18 protein-coding genes and 1 riboswitch are annotated in these 15,807 nt (G+C 35.4%); of the genes, 10 read left to right on the forward strand and 8 right to left on the reverse strand.

The window, feature by feature from the left end; all coding sequences use genetic code 11:
• Positions 1-71: 71 nt before the first annotated feature.
• Positions 72-251: riboswitch (cobalamin riboswitch) on the reverse strand.
• 106 nt (positions 252-357) lie between these two features.
• Positions 358-807: a DUF4362 domain-containing protein gene (locus BLR36_RS12110; protein ID WP_093061990.1), complete on the reverse strand. Its 450-nt coding sequence runs from the start codon at positions 805-807 to the stop codon at positions 358-360.
• 196 nt (positions 808-1,003) lie between these two features.
• Here BLR36_RS12110 and BLR36_RS12115 point away from each other — a divergent pair, with 196 nt between their 5' ends.
• The gene (locus tag BLR36_RS12115; RefSeq protein WP_093061991.1) at positions 1,004-2,650 is read left to right on the forward strand and encodes an alkaline phosphatase; all 1,647 of its coding nucleotides are present in this window, start codon (positions 1,004-1,006) and stop codon (positions 2,648-2,650) included.
• A gap of 248 nt (positions 2,651-2,898) precedes the next feature.
• On the opposite strand, the gene BLR36_RS12120 is transcribed toward BLR36_RS12115, so the two are convergent.
• Complete coding sequence (locus tag BLR36_RS12120) at positions 2,899-3,786, reverse strand: LysR family transcriptional regulator (RefSeq protein ID WP_093061992.1); 888 nt, start codon at positions 3,784-3,786, stop codon at positions 2,899-2,901.
• Between the two features lie 168 nt (positions 3,787-3,954).
• Here BLR36_RS12120 and BLR36_RS12125 point away from each other — a divergent pair, with 168 nt between their 5' ends.
• Positions 3,955-4,692, forward strand: coding sequence for an SDR family NAD(P)-dependent oxidoreductase (locus tag BLR36_RS12125; RefSeq protein ID WP_093061993.1), 738 nt, complete (start codon positions 3,955-3,957; stop codon positions 4,690-4,692).
• A gap of 81 nt (positions 4,693-4,773) precedes the next feature.
• Positions 4,774-6,021, forward strand: a complete 1,248-nt coding sequence (locus BLR36_RS12130) for an MFS transporter (protein ID WP_093061994.1) — start codon at positions 4,774-4,776, stop codon at positions 6,019-6,021.
• Positions 6,022-6,307: 286 nt separating this feature from the next.
• On the opposite strand, the gene BLR36_RS12135 is transcribed toward BLR36_RS12130, so the two are convergent.
• Genes BLR36_RS12135 through BLR36_RS12145 form a run of 3 tightly spaced genes read right to left on the reverse strand, consistent with a single transcriptional unit; the run spans position 6,308 to position 8,835 of the window.
• The gene (locus BLR36_RS12135) at positions 6,308-7,135 is read right to left on the reverse strand and encodes an undecaprenyl-diphosphate phosphatase (RefSeq protein WP_093061995.1); all 828 of its coding nucleotides are present in this window, start codon (positions 7,133-7,135) and stop codon (positions 6,308-6,310) included.
• A 9-nt stretch (positions 7,136-7,144) separates the two neighbouring features.
• On the reverse strand, positions 7,145-7,747 hold the full coding sequence (locus tag BLR36_RS12140; RefSeq protein ID WP_093061996.1) for a DedA family protein: 603 nt from the start codon (positions 7,745-7,747) through the stop codon (positions 7,145-7,147).
• A complete protein-coding gene (locus tag BLR36_RS12145; RefSeq protein ID WP_093061997.1) occupies positions 7,747-8,835 on the reverse strand; it encodes a metallophosphoesterase in 1,089 nt (362 codons plus the stop codon). Before BLR36_RS12145 ends, BLR36_RS12140 begins: the two co-directional genes overlap by 1 nt.
• 367 nt (positions 8,836-9,202) lie before the next feature.
• Here BLR36_RS12145 and BLR36_RS12150 point away from each other — a divergent pair, with 367 nt between their 5' ends.
• The 6 genes from BLR36_RS12150 (at position 9,203) to BLR36_RS12175 (ending at position 13,337) form a co-directional block, all read left to right on the forward strand.
• Positions 9,203-9,556, forward strand: a complete 354-nt coding sequence (locus BLR36_RS12150; protein ID WP_093061998.1) for a lmo0954 family membrane protein — start codon at positions 9,203-9,205, stop codon at positions 9,554-9,556.
• A gap of 13 nt (positions 9,557-9,569) precedes the next feature.
• Positions 9,570-10,208 (forward strand): PspA/IM30 family protein, encoded by a 639-nt coding sequence (locus BLR36_RS12155; RefSeq protein ID WP_093061999.1) that lies wholly within the window; start codon positions 9,570-9,572, stop codon positions 10,206-10,208.
• A gap of 388 nt (positions 10,209-10,596) precedes the next feature.
• On the forward strand, positions 10,597-11,298 hold the full coding sequence (liaF, locus tag BLR36_RS12160) for a cell wall-active antibiotics response protein LiaF (protein WP_093062000.1): 702 nt from the start codon (positions 10,597-10,599) through the stop codon (positions 11,296-11,298).
• Positions 11,295-12,383, forward strand: coding sequence for a sensor histidine kinase (locus tag BLR36_RS12165; protein ID WP_093062001.1), 1,089 nt, complete (start codon positions 11,295-11,297; stop codon positions 12,381-12,383). The genes liaF and BLR36_RS12165 overlap by 4 nt, the downstream gene beginning before the upstream one ends.
• Positions 12,358-12,999, forward strand: coding sequence for a response regulator transcription factor (locus BLR36_RS12170; protein WP_093062002.1), 642 nt, complete (start codon positions 12,358-12,360; stop codon positions 12,997-12,999). The genes BLR36_RS12165 and BLR36_RS12170 overlap by 26 nt, the downstream gene beginning before the upstream one ends.
• A gap of 59 nt (positions 13,000-13,058) precedes the next feature.
• Complete coding sequence (locus BLR36_RS12175; RefSeq protein WP_093062003.1) at positions 13,059-13,337, forward strand: hypothetical protein; 279 nt, start codon at positions 13,059-13,061, stop codon at positions 13,335-13,337.
• Between the two features lie 95 nt (positions 13,338-13,432).
• Here BLR36_RS12175 and BLR36_RS12180 read toward each other — a convergent pair whose 3' ends face one another.
• Together BLR36_RS12180 and BLR36_RS12185 are read right to left on the reverse strand one after the other, a co-directional pair.
• Positions 13,433-13,969 (reverse strand): HXXEE domain-containing protein, encoded by a 537-nt coding sequence (locus BLR36_RS12180; RefSeq protein WP_093062004.1) that lies wholly within the window; start codon positions 13,967-13,969, stop codon positions 13,433-13,435.
• 195 nt (positions 13,970-14,164) lie between these two features.
• Positions 14,165-14,365 carry a hypothetical protein gene (locus tag BLR36_RS12185; RefSeq protein ID WP_093062005.1) on the reverse strand — a complete coding sequence of 67 codons (201 nt, stop codon included), beginning with the start codon at positions 14,363-14,365 and terminating at the stop codon, positions 14,165-14,167.
• Positions 14,366-14,699: 334 nt separating this feature from the next.
• On the opposite strand from BLR36_RS12185, the gene BLR36_RS12190 reads away from it, so the two are divergent.
• Positions 14,700-14,978: a hydrolase gene (locus BLR36_RS12190; RefSeq protein ID WP_093062006.1), complete on the forward strand. Its 279-nt coding sequence runs from the start codon at positions 14,700-14,702 to the stop codon at positions 14,976-14,978.
• A gap of 190 nt (positions 14,979-15,168) precedes the next feature.
• On the opposite strand, the gene BLR36_RS12195 is transcribed toward BLR36_RS12190, so the two are convergent.
• Complete coding sequence (locus tag BLR36_RS12195; RefSeq protein WP_093062007.1) at positions 15,169-15,567, reverse strand: VOC family protein; 399 nt, start codon at positions 15,565-15,567, stop codon at positions 15,169-15,171.
• Positions 15,568-15,807 lie beyond the last annotated feature (240 nt).

A 15,807-nucleotide genomic window follows, 5' to 3' on the forward strand; every position in this document is an offset into this window, starting at 1 on the left:
GGAAACAACAAGACATATCAATCGTTCGAGATAGCGGTCTTCGCTCCCACCTCTCAACCCCCGAAGAAAGTGTTGCTTACCGATGAAGAGGCAGGTCTACTGGCTCGTGTTTCATTCTCCTGCTGGCCTTCCCACGATTGCTCGCAGTGGCTGTTTCAACAGTCGTCCACACTTACAGTTGCGGGGACAGCTTCGGCATTTAACCGAATTCCCTTTTAAACCATAAAGGTACCTTTTCATCGTTAACATACTATATATTGTGTTCAGTTCATTTATATAATCTAACATATTGTGTTTGTGTGAGCAATAGATATTGTAATTCTAAAAAAATAAACCTCTTGGAAACCCCATCTCCCACTATTTCCAAGTGACTAAAATAATATTATCTATTGTATTATCGCAGCCCTCTAGAACATATTCAGTTCTTTCCGAGGTTTCTACGATCTCTGCTGAAGTACAAGTTGCATTGCTAATGCTTCCTGCTCCAAATTTATCTCTTCGTGTGTCTGTTGTGGATTTTATGACTTCCCCATCATATTCAAGATCATGAAGCATCGGATCGCCTTCTTCTGTATATCTAACTACTCTAATACTATCCTTATTGCCTTTTTCAACATTATTTAGAAACTCTTCAAATCTCTCTTTATTTTTTATTTCACCATGCATATCTTCAACATCCTCAGATGAAGGTGTGTAGTCTGGAACATTATTATGTTCCCCGACTGTATTAGCTGAGTTATCTTCGTTTTGACACCCCCCAAATATGAGTGCAATAAATAAAATATAAAGTGAAAAGACCTTTTTCATGATGTACTCCCCTTTTTTACAATTAGACGTTACTCTTCAAGAGGTGTTACATACTTATATTACTAACCTAAGAGTAATTAGTAGTTTAACACTCTCTTAATATCCCATTTACTTAACAACTATATAATCGTTTATGTAAGTGATTGTGAAATATTCACCAAATTTTATTATCAAAATGGAGATGGAGGAATACACAATGAAATTAAACAAAAAAGTAATGGGAGTCGCTCTCGCAAGTGCTGTGGCTTTGGGATCACTAGGTTATTACGGTCAAGGTGACCATGTTGAAGCTAAAAACGATAACAAAAAAGGCACAAACGTCATTATGCTAGTAATGGACGGTAGTAGTGCTGGAGCTACAAACTTAGCAAAATGGTACAAGGGAGAACCACTTGCAATAGATAGTATTCTGACAGGCGGAGTAAGTACACACTCTGCTGAATCTGCTATTACTGATTCCGCACCAGCTGGAACTGCATTAGCAACAGGAAATAAAACCAATGATAAATTTGTAGGCGTCTTACCTAAAATAGTAAATACACTTGGGGTTGACCCATCATTAGCAAATAATCCATATAAACCAGTAGCGAATGTACTCGAAGGAGCTAAACTTAGTGGGAAAGCTACTGGATTGATATCAACTTCTGAGATTCAGCATGCTACACCAGCTGCATTTTCAGCACATGTAACACAACGTAGTGATTACGACAATATCGCCGAACAACAGGTCTATCAAGGAATTGATGTAGTACTCGGTGGTGGACTGGAAGCACTTGTGCCTGGCACTAAAGGAAATAACCGTGAAGATGGAGAAAATCTAGTAGATGTATTAAATGACAAAGGCTATGATATCGTTGAAGATAGAAATGAATTTTTAAGCACTAAATCTAACAAAATATGGGGTTCATTTGCTCCGAATGCTCTTGCATATGATATGGATCGTCCACTAACAAGATCTGAAGAACCAACGCTTGCGGAAATGACCGATAAAGCAATTAGTACGTTATCAAAGGATAAAGATGGCTTCTTCTTAATGGTAGAAGGAAGTAAAGTGGACTGGGCAGCTCATGCAAATGACCCAATAGGTATTATTAGTGATGTTTTGGCATTTGATGATGCAGTTAAGGAAGCATTGGAATTTGCTAAGAAGGACAAAAACACGCTTGTTATTGCAGTTACAGACCACGGGAACAGTGGAATTACAATTGGTAATGTAAACACATCTGGTACTTACTCTAATATTCCTGTTTCCGAATATATTAATCCTTTGAAAAAAGCATCGATGACACTCGAAGGTGCATTAAGTAAGTTAAATGCTGATAAATCAAATCTATTAGAAGTAGCTGCACTTTACGGTATTGAAAATCCTACCGAAGCGGAAAAGACAGCTCTTCTAGAGTCAAAAAACCTTGGTAAAACTTTCGTGCAATTATTATCAAATCGTGCAAACATCGGATTTTCAACTGGTGGACATACAGGTGAGGATGTATTCTTATATGCTTACGGTCCAAATAAACCTGTCGGCTTAATAGATAATACGGAAATTGCTCATATTATGGCTTCAACTATGGGATTCGATTTGGAAAAGCTAAGCCAAGAATTGTATACGGAAGCTTCAGAAGCATTTAAATCAAATAAGGCAACAATTAAGATTGATGAAACTGATAAACAAAATCCCGTACTTGTTGTAACAAAAGGAAAAAAAGTTGCAGAATTCCCTGTAAACAAAAATATAATTAAAGTCAACAACAAAGAAATAGAACTAAAAAGTATAACTGTTCAAAGTAATGGTAAATTCTTTGTATCAAAAGAAGCAGTTCAACTTTTTAACAAAGCTAAATAAATTTTTTTTTAAAGACCCCATTTATGGGGTTTTTTTATGAAAGTATAAGTGTCCTTAGAACTCAGTGCTTCTATTTTTTTAAAGAATAGGCTCTATTTAAACGATATCGCTGATTTCCCTTTCAGGCGTACGATGCCCACTGCAATCAATAAAGCAAGCCGTACTTAACAATAGGGTTTAGCACGGCCTATCTCTAAGATAAACAAAAGAATTACTACACCACAGAAAATGAAAGAATAAATATAATATTAATTATCTTTTTTTATATCCTGAAAATAGCTATGACAATGCGAAACGAATGCCTCTGAAATTTTTGTCGGGTATGTATACCGATGCTTTAATAAGCCAATCGTACGTGTAAACTTCCCATTTTCAATTTTTAAGTGTTTTATTTTATCTTCATATAGATTTACAGATGTTTCAGGTGTAAACGCTGCCCCACGTCCATTTTTCACCATTTGCAAAATCGTTGTTGCTTCTTCTACTTCTACTTGATACGTAGGTGTATAGCCTACTGATTTACAAAATTGATCCGTAAATTGACGAAAACTATACTGGTCTGTTAATCCTATAAATGATATATTCCCCATTTCCGTCAAGTCAATTGTGCCTTTTTTTGCTTCTTTGTATGATTTTGGAACAGTTAAAAAAATTTCTTCTTCAAATAATGGCACCCACTCAACATTCGAATGTTCTATTTTCTCTGTTGTAATACACAAATCATATTTGCCATTTTCAATAAACTGTTGCAAGTTTTCTTTCGATAACGGAACTTGTTGATATTTCACATGAGGATAATCATCAAAAAATAAATCAATGATATTTGTAAATGTATATGGAAGAGTTGTAACAATTGATAAATTACCATCTCCTTCACCTCGCCTCTCTTCCAACCCACGCTCTAAATTACGTATTACTGTGAAAACACGCTCTACTTCTTTATATAAAAACCTGCCATTTTCATTTAATGAAATGTTCTTACCATTACGGAAAAATAAGTCCATTTCTAGCTCTGCCTCGAGGTTTGTAATTGCCTTGCTTAACGCTGGCTGCGAAATCAAAAGGTCTTTTGCAGCTAATGACATATTTTCAAATTTTGCTGTTATATAAAAGTATTTTAACTTATTTAAGTCCATAATTAGCCTCACCTCTTATAACCTTAAGTTATATATAGATAATTAATAAGTATTTCACATTATATCAATACGAGTTTAAGATGTAAATTGTCACTGACATGTGAACATTTCATGAAACTTGTAGAAGTGTGAATAAAATATGAACAAACTAAGAGGGAGTAGTCATATATGAGATTAAAAGACAAAGTAGCTATCATTACAGGAGCAGCATCAGGTATGGGGCAAGGAGAAGCTATCCGCTTTGCAAAAGAAGGCGCAAAAATAATTGTAGCTGACTTAAATTTAGAAGGTGCACAAGCCGTTGCGGAAGAAATTAAAGCGTTTGGTGGCGAAGCTATCGCTATATCAGTAAACGTTATGAAAACCGAAGATATTTTAAATTGCGTAAAAGTAACAGAAGAAACATTTGGTCCAGTTGATATATTAGTAAATAATGCAGGTGTATTCGACAAGTACGCGAAATCTTTAAATACAACATTAGATCAATGGAATTTCTTGATAAATATTAACTTAACAAGTGTTTTCGAATTTTCAAATGCTGTATTACCAAGCATGATCGAACGTGGTACTGGTTCAATCGTAAATATTGCTTCAGTTGCAGGTCTTGTTGCTGGTAAGGGTGGAGCTGCTTATACCGCTACGAAACATGCTGTAGTTGGATATACAAAACACTTATCTTCCGAATATGCTCGCTATGGCATTAAAATTAATGCCCTTTGCCCAGGTACAATTGAAACACCTTTAACTAAAGATGTTTTAGCAGATATTCCTAAAGATCTAGTACCAACTCGTACATTTGGACAAGTAGAACAAGTAGCAGATTTAGCAGTATTTTTAGCATCTGATGAAGCGAAATTCATGAATGGTGCAATTGTTCCAATTGATGGCGGATTTACAATTCAATAATTTCTGTATAACTCTATTAACTTAAAAATAAAAAATAGAGAAGCAATAGTTAATGCTTCTCTATTTTAATGAGGTGAAAATATGAAAAAGCAAGGCAAAATACATTATGCTTGGTGGATTATGGTTGCGAGTGCTGCTATTTATGCCGCAAGCGTTGGTATTATCGTTAGCTGCGCACCGATTCTTTATCGTGCAGTAGCTGAAGACTTTAATGTGGGTGTTTCTGATATTAGTTTGTATACATCATTAATGTATTTAACGATTACTATTTTACTACCTTTTGCAGGAAAAATATTAAACAAATTTGATATACGTTACATTTTAACAATCGCCGGTATTCTTAACGCGTTAGCATTTGGATTAATGGGTACTTATGATTCTGTTTTTCCATTTTATATTTCGGGAATCGCATTAGGTATTGGTAGTACGTTCTTAATTTACGGATCTATTCCATTAATCATGAACAACTGGTTTAAGGCAAAAGTTGGAACTTCATTAGGTATCGCTATGGCTTTTATGGGAGTTGGTGGTGCAATATTCGCTCAAGTTACAGGTGTCTTAATTGAGTCCATTGGATGGCGTTCAACATATATAGTATTAGCTATTATTGTAGCAATATTAATCTTACCATTCTCTATTTTTGTCATTCGTTCAAAGCCAGAACAACTAAATATGACTGCTTATGGTGCGGATGAAGTTGAAGTTAATGCTACTAAGGTAAAAAAAGCACCTGAAACAGGAGTTTTAAAAGGGGTTGCGATGAAATCTCCTGCATTTTACTTAGTTATGTTATTTACTGGATTGTTTGGTCTGGCTTCAACGGTTAGTTTCCATGTACCAAACTTTGTGCAATCAGTAGGATTTACAGCTACGATGGCTGCTACTGGAGTAACTTTTGTAACGATTGGTCAAACAGCTGGTAAATTCTTACTTGGGGCAATTAATGATAAATTCGGCATAAAAGTAGCTCTATTTGCTGGTATTGGCGGTGGCTTGATTGGTGTAGTTGCATTGCTTATTTCTGATTCGTTCGGAATTGGTATGCTTTATGCTGGTGCATTATTGTTTGGTATTGGGTTCTCAGGTTCTACCTTACTCCCTCCAGTAGTAATCCGTGAAGTATTCGGCGGACGCGATTATGCATCAATTTATACAACGATTATGTCAGCTTCTACGTTAGGTGTAGCAGTCGGCACAACATTATTTAGTTATCTTTACGATTCGAGCGGTTCTTACTATACCGTTTTCATTATTGTGATTGTACTCTTTATAATTACTATTTCTTCTAGTTTATTCTCTTTAAACTGGAAGAAAAAATTAAATTACTAAACATTTAAACACTTACAAAGTTCTTAAATTTCATTCATTTTAATCATACCAATTTACCATGTATACTCAATCGAACAAAGGATTTGCTATCTCTTAATAAAAAACAATAATTTTGACTAACCTATTACGCAAGTTTAAGTGGAACATTTCATAATGTATCACCGGAATTTGCTTGAGTTTCAAACTTAAAAATAGCTTTGAAAAAAGCATTGCCGATTGGCAATGCTTTTTTTCCTATAGTTTTTGTATCACTTTATGGATAACTTTATAAAATTGGCAATCTTATTTAAAGAAACACGATAATCGCTAGAACTGCTGCTAAAACTAGCCGGTAAATAGCAAATGGCATTAATTTAATACGTGAGATTAGTTTCAAGAAAAACTTGATAGAGATAAGTGCGAATACAAACGCGCTAATAAACCCAACGACATAGAAGCCCATATCATTCATATTAATATGTTCCCAGTTTTTCAGAACAGATACTAGGCTTGCTCCAGCCATAATTGGTACAGCCATTATAAATGTAAAATCTGCTGCTGTTTTATGGCTCATTCCGAACAATACACCACCAGAAATTGTCGCACCTGAACGAGAGAATCCTGGCCATAACGATAGACATTGTACGAGTCCAACTTTAAATGCTTGTGCATATGTAATCTGATCTAAACTAATTATTTTCGGATTTTTTGGTCCCAATTTATCCGCAATAATCATTAAAATGGATCCTGCTACTAGACTATATATAACTGTTTCTACACCGAATAAATGATCATCAATAAAGTCCTTAAACGCAAATCCCAAAACAACAGCAGGTAGCATTCCAACGATTACATGCAGTAAGTTGAACTGTTTACTCGACTGTTCACTCTCTATTTTATACAAACCAACTAAACTAAATAGGCGTTTCCACATCACAACGACTACCGCTAAAATCGAGCCTAGTTGGACAACAATTTTAAACGTATTAGCAGAATACATTCCTAAAAATTCCTCTGTTTTCAACCACATATCATCCACGATAATCATATGTCCCGTAGATGAAACCGGTGCGAACTCTGTCATTCCCTCTACAAATCCAAGTATAAGTGCTTTTAATAACTCTAAAATTTCCATATTATCTCCTTAATCTCGTTTTTTAAAATACCAAATAAGAAATGCAATACCACCAATAGCAATTAGTGCGTATACAATGTTGGAGTAAATATCCATATATCCAACAATTACATCCCAGTTATCTCCTACTGCGGCCCCCACCGAAACTAATACCGTATTCCATATTAATGTTCCAAGTGTCGTAAATAGAAGAAATAGTGCAAAATTCATTTTCGACATCCCCGCAGGAATCGAAATTAGACTTCTTACAAGTGGTATTAATCTTCCAAAAAATACTGCCCAGACTCCGTATTTATCGAACCAAGCGTCTGCTTTATGAATATCCTTAATCGTTAATCGTAGAAACTTGCCGTATTTTCTTATAATTTTCTCCAAACGCTCTACATCTAGTAGTTTACCGATACCGTATAAAATTGCAGCTCCAATAACAGAACCTGCTGTGGATGCAATGATAATACCGATCTTCGTCATGCTAGTAGTAGTCGTCATATATCCTCCCAGTGTTAAAATCACTTCAGAAGGAATCGGCGGGAAAATATTTTCTGCTAAAATTAATAAAAATACTCCTAGATAACCAAACTGATTCATCCAGTCTGTAATCCATGCTTCCATTATACGTCCCCATCCTCTAATTTAATGTTTACTGACCATAGCTCCGATTGACTGCCTATCCTTATAGGTGGTCCCCAAAAGCCAAATCCCGAAGATACCATTGCATGTAAACTTCCTTTTTTTCTATACCCATAATCTAATTCAAATATCCTTTTCGTCAATAAATGATTTGGCCACATTTGACCGAGATGTGTATGACCGGACACATGAAAATCAACCTTTTCCTTCTCAGGTACCAGTAAATTAGAAGGGGTGTGATCCATTACAAACCAAGGTAAATCCTTTTTTTCTGGAGCTATCTCGAATAATTGCTTTCTGTTTTTATTCGTTTTGTCTTCACGACCTGTCAAATAGAACGAATCTACCACTAAAATAGTTTCATCTAAAAGCATGCGAACATTCGATGCTTCCATCTCTTCTACTAAAAGCGGAATTTGCTTTCCGTAATATTCATGATTTCCAAGCACCCCATATATACCATACGTAGACTGGAGCTGTTTCATCACTTCGGACATGCCTTTTTGAACAAACCAAATTGGATCATCATCTACCAAATCCCCTACTAACAATATTAAATCTGGTTTTTCGGCATTTGCTTTTCTCACAAAGCGAGTTAAATGCGCCTTATTGGCCAATAGACCAAGATGGAAATCAGATGCAACTACAACCTTTAGAGATTTTAGTTTAGATTCCTTTTTTGGCATTACAATTGCAAGCTCTCGAACAACAGGTGTGTATGCATAATAGGTACCTATTATAAAAATAAGGAGAAAAATACCAGTAACTATCCAGCCTATAAGGTTTAAATGTTTTGGAAAAATCCATGTGAATATTGCCGCAAGCGGAAAAAGGAGAATGCCATACTCCATTACGACCATCCAATAAGAGCCTATGATACTAAAGATCCGTAGCTTATGACTTACTTTCCCAATGATATACCCAAAAGTAATTAGTCCCCAAACAATACCGAACAACCAATTATTTATAGGAAAGTAAAGCTCTAACCAAGTGGCAACGCTCCACCCAAAGTAAAATACAATTGCAGAATATAAGAGGATTGCTACAGCTGCTCCAAAGATTTTTTTCATGTTTCATTCTCCAATGTATGTATTTTAAAAATTTTCTTTTTGCAACTACACTGATTTTTATAAGGACAATTCTCCACTTTTTCATAAGTATAGCATGACTTAGGATATTTCAAAAATCGTTGCTTGCACAAAGGTTTGACTATAAATTATGAAAATCAGCCTCTACACTTTTGGTAAATAAATCACACAAAAAACCATATCTTCTTGGGTTAAATTTAACGTAGTAACTTTAAATCAAATTCTCCATTTCCCTAAGTTCTTAGTACTACTAAGTCTCTAGACCGATAGGAAAATCATTTCTAAGCCCGTTTGGATTTGTTTCTAGAATTGATAAGCTTGTAATACAAACGAGAGGAGGAACAAATATATGAAAAAATTTGGTTTATTAACTTTAGGAATTATAGCAGGGATTGTAGCGCTAGCTAACTTAGGTTCGCTTTTAGCTCTTGGGGTCTCCGCGGCAATCGTTTTTGCAGGGGTACATTTTTACTTGAAGAGTGATTCAACCTTTTTAAAAATCTTTTGGGCAAGCGTAGGAATCGTTGGTTTGATCAGTGCAGTTGTAAACGTACCTGGATTCTTCGCTATCTTGGCAATTCTAGCAGTTTGGTATGTAGTGAAAAAATGGAACAACGAAGCAGTTAGCTTTTCATCACCAATCGTTAAAACAGATGACCCTTTTGTAAACTTTGAAAAACAATGGAACGAGCTTTCAAAATAAGGAGGAAACGAAAATGACATCACTATTAAACAGATTAAAGTACTCAATAGAAGCAGACTTACACAAGCTTTTTGATAGAAAAGAAGAGAAAAATCCAATTGCAATGCTAAACCAATATATTCGTGAAGCAGAAAAACAAACAGAGCAAACTGGAAAATGGTTAGAACGCCAAGGGAATTTAAAACAAGAACTAGAAAAAGAACTTACTGAAACGAAGCAAATGGTGGAAAAACGTAGAAAGCAAGTCGAACTTGCAACTGCAAGTGGCGAGGAAGACTTAGCTGCATTTGCTTTAGCAGAAGTTAACGCATATGAAGAACGTGCCATTGTACTGCAAAACAGCATACATCAAACAACAGAAGAGCTTTTCGGATTAGAGCGTAAATATGAAGAGATGAAACACAAAATCAAAGACATGAAAGTTCGTCAATTACAATTGATGGGGAAAGAAAATGTTACTCGCGCACATCACCAGATGGACCGCATTCTACAACCCGAGCAAAAAGAAAAGAATTTCGGCACTTTCCAAGACATGGAGCAATACATCGAAAGGCTTGGACAAAAGATTGAAAAAGAGCATGAAATCACTTCTATGGAACAACGTTTAGAAATGTTAGAAAAAAACGCACAAACAAAAGAAGAAATTGTGTAAACTATAAGAAAGGCGTAAGACGCCTATGCAAAGGAAGGCAGTCTAAGTTTGCGGAATCGTGTCTCAATGACTGCATGACCCGCATCTACTGGCCAAAAATCACTGGAAGATTGAAGTAAAGACGTCCTTTGCCATATAAGTAAGCCTGAAGTGATCGAGCAGCTGGCGTCTGGAGCTAGACAAATCAAAAAGATTAGAAGGTCATTTAGAGGGGAAGGCACTCGCCTTCTCCTTACTAATCTTTATCCCGGTTTAACAAGTTGATGGTTTGGTCATTGCCGCATGACGCGGTGTTATTTACCAAAGTTCAATTTTTCTATCAGCAAGAGGTAAAGCACCCCACTCTGATGGAAGTTTCACCTTATGCGAAGAAGGAGGAATACTCGTTATGAAAGAAAACCAGACAAACAGATTAGCATTTATACTCATTTGTTTTGTTTTCCTTATGTTCATAGAGGCTACAATTTTTGGAAACGGCAGTATTGTATTAGTTCTTCTTGGCATCGGGATGATGTATTTTAGCATGCGAAAACGTAATCGCTTTTTATTTTGGACTGGATTTACTTTTTTAATCATTGCAGTTTTTTCGATGTGGAGCTTGCGGCTTCTATTACTCGCTATTATGGGTTATATCCTATATAAGCTTTGGAAAAATGAACCTATTCAAAAAATGGTACGTCCATTTGACACCGTATATAAAGAAACTCCGAATAGTATTATTCAAAATAAGTTATTTTCTTCTCAAACGACTCCATTTAATTCGTATGAGTGGCAGGATGTTCATGTGCAAAGCTTTTATGGAGAACAAGTTATTGATGTAACACAAACAGTATTGCCAAAGGGCACTTCCTTCGTTTCCATTCGTCAGTCTCTTGGGAAAGTGACCATCTATGTACCATACGAAATTCCGGTAAGGCTACATTATGCAACTATTATTGGAGAGGCAAACATCTTCGGTCGCGGAGTACAGCGGTTATGGAACCAGTCTGTGCTTGTGAAAGATGGATATTTAGAGGATATTACGTATGCTTCAGAATTAGTCATTACTGTATCCACATGGATTGGGGATATTGAGGTGATTCGCAAATGAAAATTATTGTGGGGCAAGGACTCTCTATTTTCATTATTTTATTGTCACTAGCAGCACTCTTACTTTATGTATTATGGGGTTGGCCAAATGAAGATGCTTGGTGGTCCTTACTAGAATTGAAATACGCAAAGGTTCCCTTTGGAGCTTGGATTATTATCATTCTTGCTATTATGAGTTTTAGTTTTTCATTAAATACACTACAAAAGGTTCGTGACCAGGAAAAAAAGATTGATACTAGTCTACGCCCTTTGCTAGCAGCCGAAACATTCGTACCAGCGAAGAAAAAGTATACTTACTCAAAGCGATTACATGTAACAACAACTCAGTTAGAGCAACTGATCATGACTCAACGTAAGACTTTACAACGCATTACCAATGAAAAAGCGGAGGCTCAAGATAAGCTTATTCAGGAGCAAATCATACAAGAAAGACAACGACTAGCTAGAGAGCTACACGATTCCGTCTCCCAGCAATTGTTTGCTGCATCCATGCTATTGTCAGCAATGGTAGAAATAGAAGAATCACAGAATGAAGTAGCCCCAAAAACATTGTTACAAACCGAAAAAATTGTACAACAGGCACAATTAGAAATGCGAGCATTATTACTACATCTTCGTCCAGCAGCTCTTCATGATAAAACATTAAAAGAAGGTTTAGAAGAGTTGCTAATAGAATTACAGGAAAAGGTATTTTTTACAATTCGTTATCGCTTGGAAGACGTTCCTTTGTCTAAAGGGGCCGAGGATCATTTATTCCGAATCGCACAGGAAACGTTGTCCAATACACTGCGACATGCAAACGCTACTGAAGTCGATATATTATTTGTTGAACGGGATAATCTTGCTATTTTCCGAGTTCAAGATAACGGTGTCGGATTTGAACAGGTTGATTCTAAAAATGGCTCTTATGGGTTGCAAAGTGTACAGGAACGAGCAGTTGAAATCGGCGCAACATGTAAGATTGTTTCCGTTCCGTCTCAAGGTACTATTGTAGAAGTGAAACTGCCGATCGAGAAAAAAAGCATTGAAACAATCCAGTTAGAGATAGGAGAGCGAGAGAATGATTCGAATCTTATTAGCGGATGACCATGAAATGGTACGTATCGGTGTTTCCGCGTATTTGCAGGCGCAGCCTGATATGGAGGTAGTTGCGGAAGCCATTAATGGAAAAGAAGCGGTGGATTTGGCCCTTGAACACAAACCAGATATTATTTTAATGGATATGGTCATGCCAATTATGAATGGCGCAGAAGCCACACGTGAAATTGTCGGGCAATGGCCAGAAGCAAAAGTAATGATTGTCACAAGCTTTATCGATGACGACAAAGTATATCCAGCACTCGAAGCTGGGGCAATCAGTTATTTGTTAAAAACGTCAAAAGCCTCTCATATTGCAGACTCTATACGTAAAACGTTAGATGGAGACGCGGTATTAGAACCAGAAGTAACCAATAAAATGATGAAACGTATGCGTCAAGGCTCAGATCATGCTCTCCATGAGGATTTAACGGACCGAGAGCATGAAGTTCTTTTACTCATGGCAGAAGGCAAAACAAATCAAGATATAGCGGACACTCTCTTTATAGCATTGAAAACAGCTAAAACACATGTCAGCAATATTTTATCAAAGCTCGAGGTTAGTGACCGTACACAAGCGGTTATTTATGCTTTTGAACATAAATTGGTTCCCACGAAAAAATAACTTATTCGTTCTAGTCATCATATGCTAATAAAAAGATTGCATAAAGGATGATAGTGCGCATGAACCCACTAGACCCTATGGAACCGGAGAATGAGCAACAGGCTAACCTAGCCGATAAGGTTGGGTTTTTAGGTAGTGTTGTTGTAACAATCGGATACATTATTGAAACCATTGGTGAAGGCATCGCCCTTTCCGAGCTAGCTCAGGAAGAAAAAAATGTGGAACAAACAAAACAAGTAAATCAGCAGCAATTATCAGATATACAGAGTAAATTGGATTATTTAATAAAAGAAATAGATATGATGAAAAAAAAGGATGGCCATTTTAGAAGATGGTGATTCCTTTTTTGTTTGTCTTTTTTAAAGTGGATGGTTGATTATTTACTTGTGTTTTTTATTAATGCATCCGTTCGTAAAATTAGCATATTGGATTTCTATACTACTTTTTTTCCAATCCAATGAGCAAGTAAAGCAACTGGAATAATTAAGGGACAAAAAGGTAAGGATAGAAAAATAATTTTCCATGTAATTACTTCATTTATTAATAATGATTGAAATAAAACTAAACTGTATGGAATGATAACAAACAATGAAGTGAATGCACCAGGCGTAACAGAACGAAGAATAATAGATTGACCAATATGAGTAAAACCGTGTAGAAAAAAAACCAATGTAACAATGGTAAATATATAAATATTACCTTGTAATCCTTGAATCACAAATTGATTTGCCATAACAGTTGCACTACTTACGAATAGAAAAATAACTAATACGGCAACGGCAAACTGAGCAGTTGACATAGAAAATTGTTTAATGACTCTATCCGCAATTTTTTCGGGCAATATGTCGTATATCCTAGTTGAATTTCTCTTCATCCACCTCTCAACCATAATTATTTCTTCAAAATCATGAAGGATAAACATAATCGGAAATAACCAGATAAGTGTTTGAACATTAAACCACTGTTCCATAATCCTAATCCTTTCTATAAAACTTCTCTTATTTTCTGTTAAATTTACTTGGCTTTTTTTTCTACCAAACTGGTGTAAGAAAAAATGCTTTACTCCTTCTTGAAGTAAAGCACCTGCGCTAAGCACCTCATTAGCGGAAGAAGAATTAACTGTTTTACATTATATTTAATGTTCAAAACTGTTTATGTTAAAAAATCATTCTCTCTCTTTCCCCCTTCTTTTCTTAGATTCTATGTGAATAACAAGATAAGTAACCCCTAATAGCCCTACTATTCCAAATATTATTGCTATAAGATCTTGCTTAGAATATGTAAAGTTACTAAAACCAATAATCAAATTGATAATTACAAAGATAAGTAATAGCCAATGTATATTTTTAGATAAAAATCTCTTCATCATTTTCTCCTTTACTTTCTTTAATATGTTATTGAAACATCCTGTTGTGTCAGTTTAAGTGTAACATTTCACAGGGGATTTCTATGACCTACTTATTGTATTGGATAAATAATTAGACCTGCGAGAAAAAGATAATCTTGTTCTGATAAAGCAACCAGTAGTTTAAAAAGCACCTTGAGCTATATATTTTTTAATCGAAAGATTGTAGTTATTAAACTTCAAATTTAGACATGTTTATTAATATTGGACAATATGTACAATCTCTTTTCACTTTGAAATCATAAGTTATTAATGTAAGGCTAAATTTACAATAAACTGAAAGGAGGTCTTGAGAATGAAAAATGATTGTAATAAATGTGATAAGCCAAATAAACATCACGAGAAAGATTCCAATAGCTGTAAAGGTTGTATTTGTGATCAGTTAAGAAGATTACAAGTACAGACTGAAGTTGATGTGTTCTTATCAGGCGGTAATGTGTTAGAAGATGTTGTTTTTATTAACTTAGACCAGAATAATTGCTGTGCATTCTTTAATGATCCAACAACAGAACCAGGTTCAACACTTATCATAGACTGCCAATTTATCCAAGCTATTCGAATAGAAGCAGACTGAGTTTTGATAAGGGGAATCAATGAGAATGTTTCCCCTCAAATTTGAGCAATTTACAGAGATACAAAAATAGCCTTGTTAAATTACTTTTAACAAGGCTATTTTGACTATCTTGTTTATCTAAAGCAGTCGTTTAGTTGAAGAGATTACATTTTTATTTTGTTATAAGGAGTACAATACTAAGTTCTTCATATTATTTAGGAAGATTTAGTTGCCACGAAACTCCGAAGCGATCATTTAGCCAACCGAACTTTTTACTGAAACCATAAGCACCTAAAGGCATAAGTGCTTGTCCACCTTCGTTGAGTTTATGATAGAGATTGTCAAGTTCCTCTTCAGTCTCACAAGTAACAAAGATCGAGAATGAAGGCGTGAAAGAAAATTGATGTTTCACATTACTGTCAATACACATAAACTCTTGCCCTTTTAAAGTAAAAGTAGCCTGCATTACAGTTCCTTCTTTTCCAGATTCATTAGGTCCGTATCGAACAATACTTGTTATTTGAGAATCTTCAATGAGGGATGTGTAATAGTTCATTGCTTCTTCTGCATTGTCATCTTGAAACATTAAGAATGATGCTACCTTCTCCATTATAAATCTACTCCTTTTCATACTTATCTTTAAAGTATAATACAATTCATATATATATATCCATGCTTCAACTAACCAGCTAATAGATATTTCCTTTGTGCACATGCCAAATAACCACAGGTATAGTACCGAAACACGTATGGACTAGGATTAAACTACTTTTTTTTAGATTTAACCTATTTAAACCAAATATTATTACAAAAAATATTTAATCCACTTATAATAAAGGAAACCACCAAA

The organism is Psychrobacillus sp. OK028 (genome assembly GCF_900103605.1).
GTDB lineage: Bacteria > Bacillota > Bacilli > Bacillales_A > Planococcaceae > Psychrobacillus.